Annotated in this window: 10 protein-coding genes and 1 pseudogene; 8 read left to right on the plus strand and 3 right to left on the minus strand. The window is 72.4% G+C overall.

The window, feature by feature from the left end:
* Window positions 1-267: 267 nt before the first annotated feature.
* Both ABT123_RS01430 and ABT123_RS01435 read right to left on the minus strand, forming a co-directional pair.
* On the minus strand, window positions 268-1,080 hold the full coding sequence (locus tag ABT123_RS01430) for a VOC family protein (RefSeq protein WP_351307990.1): 813 nt from the start codon (window positions 1,078-1,080) through the stop codon (window positions 268-270).
* Window positions 1,081-1,217: 137 nt separating this feature from the next.
* Window positions 1,218-1,469 carry an EF-hand domain-containing protein gene (locus ABT123_RS01435; RefSeq protein WP_351307993.1) on the minus strand — a complete coding sequence of 84 codons (252 nt, stop codon included), beginning with the start codon at window positions 1,467-1,469 and terminating at the stop codon, window positions 1,218-1,220.
* A 160-nt stretch (window positions 1,470-1,629) separates the two neighbouring features.
* On the opposite strand from ABT123_RS01435, the gene ABT123_RS01440 reads away from it, so the two are divergent.
* The 7 genes and pseudogenes from ABT123_RS01440 (at window position 1,630) to ABT123_RS01470 (ending at window position 9,861) form a co-directional block, all read left to right on the plus strand.
* Entirely contained in the window at window positions 1,630-2,382 is a 753-nt protein-coding gene (locus ABT123_RS01440; protein WP_351308205.1) for a methyltransferase domain-containing protein, read from the plus strand.
* 133 nt (window positions 2,383-2,515) lie between these two features.
* The gene (locus ABT123_RS01445; protein WP_351307996.1) at window positions 2,516-5,362 is read left to right on the plus strand and encodes a TIM-barrel domain-containing protein; all 2,847 of its coding nucleotides are present in this window, start codon (window positions 2,516-2,518) and stop codon (window positions 5,360-5,362) included.
* Window positions 5,363-5,395: 33 nt separating this feature from the next.
* The gene (locus ABT123_RS01450) at window positions 5,396-6,400 is read left to right on the plus strand and encodes a DUF1996 domain-containing protein (RefSeq protein ID WP_351307999.1); all 1,005 of its coding nucleotides are present in this window, start codon (window positions 5,396-5,398) and stop codon (window positions 6,398-6,400) included.
* Between the two features lie 81 nt (window positions 6,401-6,481).
* Complete coding sequence (locus tag ABT123_RS01455; protein WP_351308002.1) at window positions 6,482-7,063, plus strand: sigma-70 family RNA polymerase sigma factor; 582 nt, start codon at window positions 6,482-6,484, stop codon at window positions 7,061-7,063.
* Window positions 7,060-7,794: an anti-sigma factor family protein gene (locus ABT123_RS01460; protein ID WP_351308005.1), complete on the plus strand. Its 735-nt coding sequence runs from the start codon at window positions 7,060-7,062 to the stop codon at window positions 7,792-7,794. The genes ABT123_RS01455 and ABT123_RS01460 overlap by 4 nt, the downstream gene beginning before the upstream one ends.
* 69 nt (window positions 7,795-7,863) lie before the next feature.
* Window positions 7,864-8,403 (plus strand): annotated as a pseudogene (locus ABT123_RS01465) (DUF7873 family protein); the annotation flags it as partial.
* A 186-nt stretch (window positions 8,404-8,589) separates the two neighbouring features.
* Window positions 8,590-9,861, plus strand: coding sequence for a S8 family peptidase (locus ABT123_RS01470; RefSeq protein WP_351308008.1), 1,272 nt, complete (start codon window positions 8,590-8,592; stop codon window positions 9,859-9,861).
* Here ABT123_RS01470 and ABT123_RS01475 read toward each other — a convergent pair.
* Window positions 9,858-10,805, minus strand: a complete 948-nt coding sequence (locus ABT123_RS01475; protein WP_351308011.1) for a nucleoside hydrolase — start codon at window positions 10,803-10,805, stop codon at window positions 9,858-9,860. The two genes, ABT123_RS01470 and ABT123_RS01475, sit on opposite strands and share 4 nt — an antisense overlap.
* A 117-nt stretch (window positions 10,806-10,922) precedes the next feature.
* Between ABT123_RS01475 and ABT123_RS01480 the strand changes: the two genes are divergently transcribed.
* On the plus strand, window positions 10,923-11,411 hold the full coding sequence (locus tag ABT123_RS01480) for a hypothetical protein (protein ID WP_351308014.1): 489 nt from the start codon (window positions 10,923-10,925) through the stop codon (window positions 11,409-11,411).

The raw sequence follows: 11,411 nt of genomic DNA on the forward strand, positions 1-11,411 counted from the left end.
CTTGCGGGGAGCCGTCCGCCGGTGGGCAGACAGTAGGCAAACGCGGAATGAACCCGATACGGGGAAAACCCTTGCCGCACCCCTCCCACCCCCCGGCGCCCCACCCGGGCAGCCGACCTGGATCAGCTCAACTCACAATGCCTGCACGGAAGTTGGCGATGACATCAAAAAATGCCCGCGCGGAAGAGTTCACACGCCGGACACACTCGTCCGGATTCCGGACAGCGTTTCGTGGTCCCGGGCCGACGGCCTCGGCGTCCGCCGCTCTCAGATCAGCGGGCGGGTCGGTTCGTAGCGGTCGGCCTCGGCGGTGGTGGCGATGGTGAACAGCCCCCCATCGGGGTCCCGCAGCGTGGCGTGCCGACGGCCCGGCTCGTCCCTTCCGGTGGACACCTCCGAGCCGCCCAGCCGGAGGGCCGTGGCGACCGCGGCCTCAAGGTCCAGCACCCGGAAATTGACGTGCCAGCGCGGCCGGATCTGCGGATCGGGCGCGTCCTCGGGTGCCCCGCCGCGGATCCGGGCCACCGGGTGCCCGCTGTGCCGCAGCACCACATGGCCGTCCTCGTAGGACGCGTCGCAGCACCCTTCGGTGTCGCACGCCCAGTCCAGGACCTCGCCGTAGAAGATCGCGGCGTCCAGGGCGTGCCGGGTGCGCAGCTCCAGCCAGGCGGGCGCGTTCTCCCGGCCGACGTGCCAGTCGGGGATGGCGTTCCCCTGCCAGATCCCGAACACCGCACCCTCGCGGTCCGCGGCGAGCGCCGCCCGGCCGGTGCCGAAGGTCAGCGGGCCGACCGCCAGGGTGCCGCTCCGCTCGACGATCCGCGCGGCGGTCACATCGGCGTCGTCCACGGCGAAGTAGGGGGTCCAGGCCACGGGCACGGAGAGCTTCTCGGCGAAGGCCCCGATCCCGGCCACCGGAATGCCGTCCCGGAAGGCGACGCGGAACGCCTCGCCGAGCCTGGTCGGGCGGAAGCTCCACCCCAGCACCTCGCCGTAGAAGTGCTCGGCCGCCGCCAGGTCCCGGGCCATGAGGCTGACCCAGCAGGGCGCACCGTACACCTCGTGGGTAGACGTCGACATGGCTGTCAGCCCCATCCGCCTCGGCTGTCACTGAATTCTCTCACCGCGGGAGGGTCCGGAGCCCCTCACATCACGATATGTCCCCACCTTCCCACAATCCGGCAACTCTTTGTTGTCGGCGCCTCACGCCGGGTGACCTACCACCCGAAGCGCCGGTCGACCACCGCCGCAAATTCCTCGAACGTCAGTACGCTGTCCCCGTTCTGGTCCGCTGCGTCGAACAGGGCGGAGGAGTCGTTGGCGTCCCCGAGTCCCCAGAACGGCAGATCGCCGCGGGCGGCCAGGGTCGGGCCCTTCGTCCGGAGCGCCGAGATCACCTCGGCGCGGGTCAGCGTGCCGTCCGCGTTCAGGTCGAGCGCGTCGAACAGCTTGCGGGCCTTCTCGCTCATCGTGGTCCCTTTCCCCTCGGTCGAACCGTCCTCCGAATAGTCACATGAGCCGTCTTCGGTCCGTCCGGGGCGTGCCGCGGCGGCCCCTGCCGGGCCCTGTGGCAGGGTCGCCTCGGCCCGCCCGGGCCGTCGGCGATGCGCGAGGTGGTGACGGGTGACGATGTCCCGCGGTGAGGCGTACGGCACGTGGTTCTGTGCGGATCGGGCGGACGGGCCGGAGCGGACCGCCGAGCGGGTGCTGCCCCTGGTGTTCGATCTGGCCCGCCCGTCCAGTGTGGTCGATCTCGGCTGTGGAACGGGGGTCTGGACGGCCGTCGCCGGGCGCCTGGGCGCGGAGACGGTCCTCGGCATCGACGGCGACCGGGCCGGTGGTGGTGCCCTGCGGATCCCGCCGGACTGCTTCCTGCGGCGGGACCTCGGCCACCCCGTCCGCCTGGACGGCCGCCGCTTCGACCTCGCCCTGTGCCTGGAGGTGGCCGAACACCAGCCGCCGGTCCGCGCCGACACCCTGGTCGCCGACCTCTGCGCCCTCTCCGACCTGGTCCTCTTCGCCGCGGCCCTCCCCGGCCAGCCCGGCAGCGCCCACCGAAACGGACAGTGGCCGCCGTACTGGCGCGACCGGTTCCGCCGGCGGGGGTACGTCCTCGTCGACTGCCTGCGCTCCCGGCTGTGGGACGACCCGGAGATCGAACCGTGGTGCGCCCAGAACGCCTACCTGTACGTCAGTACGGAACGGCTCGCCGGCGATGCGCGCCTGCGCGAGGCCGCGGCGGAAACCGGGCGGATGCCGCTGAGCGCGGTCCACCCCGGCCTGGCGGCCCTGTCCACCCCGGCCTTCGCCCCGCCGGTGCCCGCGCCGCCCGAGCAGCGCGCGGCCCCGCTGCGGTTCGTGGCGGCCGTTGAAGATGCGTGAAGGTGCTTGAAGCAGGCCAGTTTCGAGCAACTCCCTTCAAACGGTCCCGGCGGAGCGCTATCTTGCCGAGCGCATGACAAGCCGATGGGCGTATGTCCGTCCGCACCTGCCGACCGCATGAGGAGCCGCCCGCATGAGCCGCCCCATGAGCCGCACCGCACACCGCATCGCACGCCGCATCCTGACCCGCGCCCTGCTCGCCCCGCTCCTGGTGGTGGCGGCCCTCGCCATGGCCGCGCCCGCCCCGGACGCCGCCGCACAGGCCGCTGTTCAGGCCGCCGCCCCGGCCGCCACCGCCGGATCCGTCACCGGCATCACCCGCACCGGCAGCACCTTCACGATCAGCACCACCACCCGGGCCAAGGTCCGCCTGGTCGTCGCCCGCCCCGACATCTTCCGCCTGTGGCTGTCACCCGACGGCACCTTCGCCGACGACCCGGCCGGCTCCGACCTCGCGGTCACCACCGACTTCGGCCCGGTGACGGCCGCCCTCACCGACGCCGGCACCCACCACCGCCTCACCACCGGAGCCCTGTCCATCCGGATCAACAAGTCACCCCTGCGGTTCGCGGTCTACCGGGCGGACAACACCACCCCGGTCTGGCAGGAGGCCCAGCCCACCTCCTGGACCGGCGGCCGGACCACCCAGTACCTCACCCGCGGCGCCGACGAGCAGTTCTACGGCACCGGCCTGCGCCTGGGGGAGTGGGCGCTGCGCGACAAGACGGTGCCCGTGGCCGTCGACAACAGCTGGCGCGAGAACGACAACGCCAGCCCCGCCCCCTTCTACATGTCCACCAACGGCTACGGCGTCATGCGCAACACCTGGGCCCCCGGCTCCTACGGCTTCCACGCGCCGAGCGCGCTCACCCACAACGAGAGCCGCTTCGACGCCTGGTACTTCACCGGCACCTCCCTTAAGGGCGTGCTCGACGCCTACACCGACGTCTCCGGCAAACCCTTCCTCGCCCCGCTCTGGGGCTTCGAACTCGGCAACGCCGACTGCTGGAACGCCTCCAACCCCGACTACCAGGGCGACCACAACCGCGCCCGCCACCAGACCACCCCGGACGTGGTCTCGTACGCCGCCGACGCCCGCGCCGCCGACATGCCCTCCGGCTGGTTCCTGCCCAACGACGGCTACGGCTGCGGCTACACCAAACCCCTCAAATCCACCGTCGACGCCCTGAAGGCGAAGGGGTTCCAGACCGGACTGTGGACCTCCACCGGCCTCGGCGGGATCGCCGACGAGGTCGGCACCGCCGGAACCCGCGGGGTCAAGACCGACGTCGCCTGGATCGGCAGCGGGTACAAATACGCCTTCCAAGGGGTCCAGCAGGCCGTCGACGGCATCGAGAAGAACTCGGACGCCCGCCGGTACGTCTGGACCGTCGACGGCTGGGCCGGCACCCAGCGCAACGCCGTCGTCTGGACCGGAGACACCCACGGCACCTGGGACGACATGCGCTGGCACGTCCCCGCCATCGCCGGCGCCGGCCTCTCCGGCCTCAACTACGCCGCCGGCGACATCGACGGCATCTTCGGCGGCAGCCCGAAGACCTATGTACGCGACCTCCAGTGGAAGGCCTTCACCCCGGCCTTCATGACCATGTCCGGCTGGGGCGCCACCAACCCGGCCGCCGGCTACCAGGACAAGCAGCCCTGGCGGTTCGCCGAGCCGTACCTGTCCATCAACCGCAGGTACCTCAAGCTCAAGATGCGCCTGATGCCGTACTTGTACACGATGAGCCGGACCGCCCACGAGACCGGCGTCCCCTCTACCCGCCCCCTGGTCCTGGAATACCCGAACGACCCGGTGGCACGCGGCAACCAGACCAGCCAGCAGTTCATGGCGGGGGACTCCTTCCTGGTCGCCCCCGTCACCTCCGACACCACCGTCCGCAACGGCATCTACCTGCCGGCCGGCACCTGGACCGACTACTGGACGGGCAGGACCTACGCGGGCCCGGGCTGGCTCAACGGCTACTCCGCGCCCCTCGACACCCTGCCGCTGTTCGTCAAGGGCGGCGCAATCGTGCCGATGTGGCCGCAGATGAACCACACCGGCGAGAAGCCCGTCTCCACCCTCACCTACGACATCCACCCGCGCGGCAGCTCTTCCTTCACCCTCTACGAGGACGACGGCCGCACCCGCGCCCACCTCGGCGGCGCCTACGCCCGCCAGCAGGTGGACGTCACCGCACCCGCCTCCGGCACCGGGAACGTCACCGTGGCCGTCGGTGCCGCCACCGGCAGCTACGCGGGCAAGCCCGCCTCCCGCGGCTACGAACTCACCCTGCACGTGGCATCCCGCCCGGCCGCCGTCACCCTGCAAGGCGGCGCCCTGTCCGCCCACGCCTCCAAGGCCGCCTACGACGCGGCCCCCACCGGCTGGTACTTCGACCCGGCCGACCGGTCCGGCGTCCTCCACGTCAAGACCGGCCCGCAATCGGCCGCGTTCACCGTCGCGGCCACCGGTACGAGTGTTCCCGCCGCCACCCCGGTCACCGGCTCGGCACCGATCCCGCAGTCCGGCTGGACCCTGGTCAAGGCCGACAGCCAGGAGACCGCCGCCGAGAACGGCGCCGCCGCGAACGCCTTCGACGGCAACCCGGCCACCCTGTGGCACTCCGCCTGGTCCGGCAGCGCAGCCGCCCCGCTCCCGCACGAGATCCAGATCGACCTCGGCGCCCGCTACACCGTGGACGGTCTCGGCCACCTGCCCCGGCAGGACGGCGGGATCAACGGCCGCATCGGCGCGTACGAGGTCTACATCTCGGACAGCACCACCGACTGGGGCGCCCCGGTGGCGACCGGCACCTTCCCCGACACCGCGGCCCCCACGACCGTCCCCCTGACCGCGAAGACCGGCCGCTACCTGCGCATCAGGGCACTGACCGAGGCGGGCGGACGCGGTCCGTGGACCAGCGCCGCCGAGTTCACGGCGACCGGCCGTCCCGCTGACTCCCGGTCAGGTTGACGCGCCCGGCAGGCAGCGGCGAACGTGACCCGCATGGGGAAAGAACGCCGACTGCTCACGCTCCTCGTCTGCCTGGCGCTGGGCGGGGTCCTGGCCACGGCCGTCCTGGGGGCCTCGCGCGCCAGCGGCCCGCACCACGGGCCGGCCGGCGCCCCGTCGGCCGCGCATGAGTACATCGACATACGTGACGTACCGCCCGTGTCGCCTGTACCGCAGCCGGAGTCGAAGGCCGGGCCGGACGCCTCCACCGGCACGGTCACGGTGGAGTGCGGCCGGAACGAGGAGGCCCACTACAACGAGGACAACGTGGTCGTGTCGCCCGGTCTGACGGGCGGCGCCCACCACACCCACGCCTACGTCGGCAACCTGTCCACCCGCGCCTCCTCCACGGACGAGCAGCTCGCCGCCGCCCCCACCACCTGCCGCGGCGGCGACCGCTCCACGTACTACTGGCCCGTGCTGCGCCGCCCGGACCGGCCCGCCACCCAGCCCTACGAACGGGCCGCCGGACACGGCAACACCGGCCAGATCCTCCTCCCGGCGGATGTGCGGGTGGAGTTCCGCGGCAACCCCGTCGGCAAGGTGGTGCCGATGCCCCGCTTCCTGCGCGCCATCACCGGGGACGCCGTCGCCTTCACCGCCGGCACCGATGCCCACGTACGGGCCCGCTGGGGCTGTTCCGGCTCCCCGGACCGGTCCACCGTCAAGTACCCGCGCTGCCCGGCCGGTGACCGCCTCACCCGCACCCTGGTCTTCCCCAGCTGCTGGAACGGCCTGGACACCGTCAACGACGGCCGCACCCACCTCCGGTTCGCCGCCGCCAACGGAGTCTGCCCGCCGGGCACCTTCGCCGTGCCCGAACTCCGGATCTCCCTCGCCTACGAGGTCCCGCCCGGCGCACGGATCGCCCTGGACTCCTTCCCCGAGCAGCGCCACAGCCCCCGCACCGACCACGCCATGTTCGTGAACGTGATGACGGACGAGCGGATGGCCGAGGTCGTCGCCTGCCTCAACGAGGGCCGGCGCTGCCGAACCTGAATGTGACGCACGCCACGTGAACAGTCGGGGCCCGGGCCGCGTGTTCCGCACGACGCAGCACAGAAAGACGGAGAGGGTGAGATGGCCGGACCACTGTGGCCCCGCAGTCGGCGGGGCTCGACCGACGAAGCACTGATCAGGTCGGTGTACGAGGAGCACGGCAACGCCCTGCTCGCGTACGCGACCCGGCTGACCGGTGACCGGGCCACGGCCGAGGACGTCGTCCAGGAGACCCTCATCCGGGCCTGGCGGCACTCCGAGGTCCTGGTGAACGGAAAGGGCTCGGTGCGCGGCTGGCTGCTCACCGTGGCCCGGAACATCATCACCGACCGCTACCGGGCCAAGGCCGCCCGGCCGACGGAGGTCGCGGGATCCGCCGCGACGCCCCCGGTGGAGGCGGACCACTCGGACGCGATCGTGGACGCCATGACGGTGCTCGGCGCCCTCGACCGGCTGTCACCCGAACACCGCGACGTGCTCACGGAGCTGTACTACCGCGAGCGCAGCGTCGCCGAGGCCGCGGACAGCCTCGGCATTCCGGCGGGCACGGTGAAATCGCGTTCGCACTACGCACTCAAGGCCCTGCGCGAGACGTTCAGGGAAGGCAACAACCGACCGAGCAGGCCCCAGCAGCCCGCCGGACTCAGGGAGGTGGTGGCATGAACCGGCAGCAGCACGCGGAGGAGGAACTGCTCGGCCCGTACGTCCTCGGCGTACTCGACGAGGCGGAGGTCCGGCGTGTCGAGGACCATGTGAACGGCTGCGAGCAGTGCGGGCGGGAGGTGACCGCCTTGCGTGAGATGGAGAGCGCACTCGGCGAAGTACCCCAGGAGGCCTTCCTGGACGGACCGCCCCAAGGAGGCGATCTGCTGCTGCAGCGCACCCTGCGGCAGATGCGCGGCGAACGCGCGGGCAGCGCGCGGCGCCGCGGCGCCGTCATCGGCCTGGCCGCCGCTGCCGCGCTCGCGACGGTGTTCTGGGCCGGCACGGCCCTCGGCGGCGGCGAAGAGGCCCCCCTCGCCCTGCCCGTCCCGCCGCCCCCCGCCACGGCCACTCCCGCACCGCCGCCCGCCGGCACCAAGGTGGCCTCCGCCACCGACCGGGCCAGCGGGGCCCGGATGACGGTCCGGGTGACCCCCGCCGCGCACTGGGTACGGGTCAACGCCGCGGTGACCGGCGTGCCGCCGGGCGAGCGCTGCCGGCTGGTCGTGGTGGCCCACGACGGCAGCCGCACCACGGCGGGCGGCTGGGTGACGGGCAGCCAGGCCAACGGCGAGGGCAAGGGAGCCTCGCTGGACGGTTCGGCGGCGGTCGACCCGGCCCAGGTGAAGGAGGTCGTGGTGGAAAACGAAGCAGGCACCCGCTTCGTCACCGTCCCCGTCCAGTCCGCCTGACCCCCCGCCCGCGCCGGGACCACCGTCCCGGCGCGGGCGCCGGCCCGCCCTGCTCGCCGGGATCTCGCGGACGTGCTCCGGGACACGGCGGCCACCCTGACGCGGCTGTTCGACGTGACCGCGACGAAGGACTGGGCGAACCGGACGGCCGTCGCCGATGTCGTCGTGGACGGGACGGTCCTGCTGCCCCAGGTGCCGGTGCCCTACCTGCTGTTCCTCGAGAAGCAGCTCACCGACCTGCACACCTTCGTCCGGAAGCTGCCGGTGCTCGACGCCTCCGAGTCGTGGAACCTGGACCCGTCGACGGACTCGTGGAAGACGGACGCGGTGCGGACCATCCGCACCAAGAAGGTGCCGCGCAACCACGTGAAGGCCGAGGCCACCGAGAAGCACCCGGCCCAGGTCGAGGTGTACTACGAGGACGTCGCGGTCGGCTACTGGACGACCGTCAAGTTCTCCGGCGCGCTCCCGGCCCGACGGGTCAACGAGCTCCTCGACCGCGTCGAACGGCGCCAGCAGGCAGTCAAGTTCGCCCGCGAGGAGGCCAACAGCACGGAGGTCGCCGACCAGCGGGTCGGAGACGCCGTATTCGGCTACCTGTTCCGGTAGCCCCATGCAATTGGGTGGCAAGCAGGAGCCCGGGAGCTGGATATGCTCCCGGGCTCCGTCACGTTTCCGGCCGGCCGCGCACTCTTGTGCGACCGCAGCCGGCCCGGCACTCTGGCCTGCGCTCAGCCGGTTCGCCGGAGCACCGGCGACCCCACACCCGGTCGAGGAAGGTTCAGGTGCCGTCGCATGAGAGTGACACGCCGCCGACTGCCCGCGTTATCCCTGCTGCCCGCCGCCCTGTTGGCGGTCGCGCTGCCGCTCGCCGGCTCCCTCCCGGCAACCGCCGCACAAGCGCCGCCGCCCGCCGAGATCGCGTACGCGGCCGTGGGGGAGACCGCGATCCCGGACTCCTGGATCGTCGAGCTGAAGGACGCGGACGCGGTACACACCGCGGGCGTGCGCGGCGTGGCCCATGAGCTGACCGGCCGCACCGCCGGCGCCCGCCTCGGCCACGTCTACACCTCCGCCCTGCACGGCTTCTCCGCGCGGATGGGCCGCGCCGATGCCGTCCGGCTGGCCGCCGACCCCCGGGTCGCCCGGATCGTGCAGGACACCCGGGTGACCCTGGACCCGGCAACCCCAGCCGCAGCCACCGCCGCGGTGCCGGCCGCGACCCAGCCGAACGCCCCCTGGGGGCTGGACCGCATCGACCAGCGCCTGCTGCCGCTCTCCACCACGTACACGTACCGCACCACCGCCGCGAACGTGCACGTGTACGTCATCGACACCGGACTGCGCACCACGCACACGGACTTCGGCGGCCGTGCCTCCGTCGGCATCGACACGGTCGGCGACGGCGGCAACGGCGAGGACTGCAACGGCCACGGCACCCATGTCGGCGGGATCGCCGCCGGAACGGTCCACGGGGTCGCCAAATCCGCCCGGCTGGTGGCCGTACGCGTCCTGAACTGCCAGGGCTCCGCCGCCACCTCGGGAGTCATCGCCGGCATCGACTGGGTGACCGCGCACGCCGTCAAACCGGCCGTCGCCAATATGAGCCTGGGCGGCGCGGCCAACACGGCCCTGGACGCGGCCGTCCGCAGGTCCATCGCCTCCGGTGTCACCTACACCGTCTCGGCCGGCAGCTCCGCCCGCCCCGACGGGGCCTGCACCACCTCGCCCGCCCGGGTGCCCGAGACGATCGTGGCCGCGGCCTCCGACCGCACGGACCGCCGCGCCTCCTCCTCCAACCACGGCAACTGCGTGTCCCTGTTCGCCCCGGGGGTGGCCATCCCCTCGGCCTGGAAGGACAGCGACACCGCGACGGCCACCCTCAGCGGCACCTCCATGGCCACCGCGCACACGGCCGGCGCCGTCGCACTGCACCTGGCGTTCCGCCCGGCCGACACCCCGGCCCAGGTGAAACAGGCGCTGCTGGCCAACGCCACCACCGGAGTCCTCCAGGGCAGCCCGCCGCCCGCCCCGAACCGGCTGCTCTACACCCTCTACCTGCCCTAGCTGGCAGGCGGTCCGCCGAGGGCGGCCACGGCGGCCACCAGCCGGTCCCAGAACCGCTCCTGGTCCAGGGAGACGGCAACCCTGGCGTTCACCGGCTTGCCGAGGTACCGGTGGAGGTCCACCACCGTCGCCCCGCGGGTGTACTCCCCGCGCAGCTCCACGGCGACATGCGCCTCGACGCACTGCACGAGGCCCGGGTCGAGGACCCGGGCGACCGCGACGGGGTCGTGCAGCGGCGGGCTGGAGAACCCCCACAGCCGGCGGTAGGTGCCGGCGAAGTAGGCCATCAGCTCCGCGCAGATGCGCCCGAGGTCCGTGCCCAGCCCTTCGAAGCGGGCCAGGACCTCGGGCGTGGCGAGGGCCTGGTGGGTGACGTTGAGCCCGCACATGGTCACCGGTACGCCGCTGCGGAAGACGATGTCTGCGGCCTCCGGGTCCGTATACATGTTGAACTCGGCGGCCGGCGTCCGGTTGCCCCGCTCGGTGGACCCGCCCATCAGGACGATCTCCCGGATCCGGGCGGCCGATCCGGGATGGCGGGTCAGCAGCAGGGCGATGTTCGTCAGCGGCCCGGTCGGCACCAGGGTCACCGGTTCCGGGTGCTCGGTGAGCACCCGGTGGATGAGGTCCACGGCGTGCTCGGGCACCACGTCCACGGTCGGCTCCGGGAACCGCGGCCCGTCCAGCCCCGACACGCCGTGCACGTCGTCGGCCACCTGCAACGGCTGCACGAGCGGCCGGTCACAGCCCGCGGCGATGGGAACCCCGGTGATGCCCGCGACCGTGCACACCCGGCGCGCGTTCAGGGTGGTCTTCTCCAGGGTCTGGTTCCCGGCGACCGTGGTGATGGCGAGCAGATCGACCGCGGGGTCGCCGGCGGCCAGCATGAGGGCGAGCGCGTCGTCGTGCCCGGGATCGCAGTCGATGATGATCGGTAAGGCCACGGCCATGCTCCTCGGCGTCCGCGACGACTGGGGTTTCGATCATACGTAGCGAGATGACCGAGGCACCAACTCCCGCGTTCACCCCCGAACAGCCGTCGGAGGAGACAGAATTCCGGCATGTCGAATCACGGTGATTTAGGGCAGCACATCCGAGCGCTCTCCGACGAGGAGGCCGTTCGGGCGCTGACGGTGGTGGCGGAGGAGCGCGGGTTGCTCCCCGCCGCCAGGCAACTGTCCTCGAGCGGTGCCGAGCTGCGGGACGCGGTGGACGTCCTGGACCGGGAGGAGTATCTGCTCCCCGGCCAACCAGTCGCCACCGAGGGCGAGTTGGCGCGCATCGCGCTGGAGTACGCCGCGGCGCAGCACGAGGACCTGGCGCAGACGATCGGCGAGGCCGTCGAGTACGTGCAGTCGCCCATGGACCGGATCGACCCCGCCACGATTTCGGTCGCCGCGCTCGTGGTCACCTTCCTGCAGACCGAGGTCATCATGAAGCGGGACACCCGCGGAAAGTGGACCCTGACCATCCATAAGCGGGCCCTCCGCGACTCCGCCCTCGGCCGGGTGCTGACCGCCCTGCTCTCGCAGATCACCAGCGGCAAGTAG

This window comes from Streptomyces sp. NPDC002054 (genome assembly GCF_040296685.1).
In the GTDB taxonomy this organism is placed as follows: Bacteria; Actinomycetota; Actinomycetes; order Streptomycetales; family Streptomycetaceae; genus Streptomyces.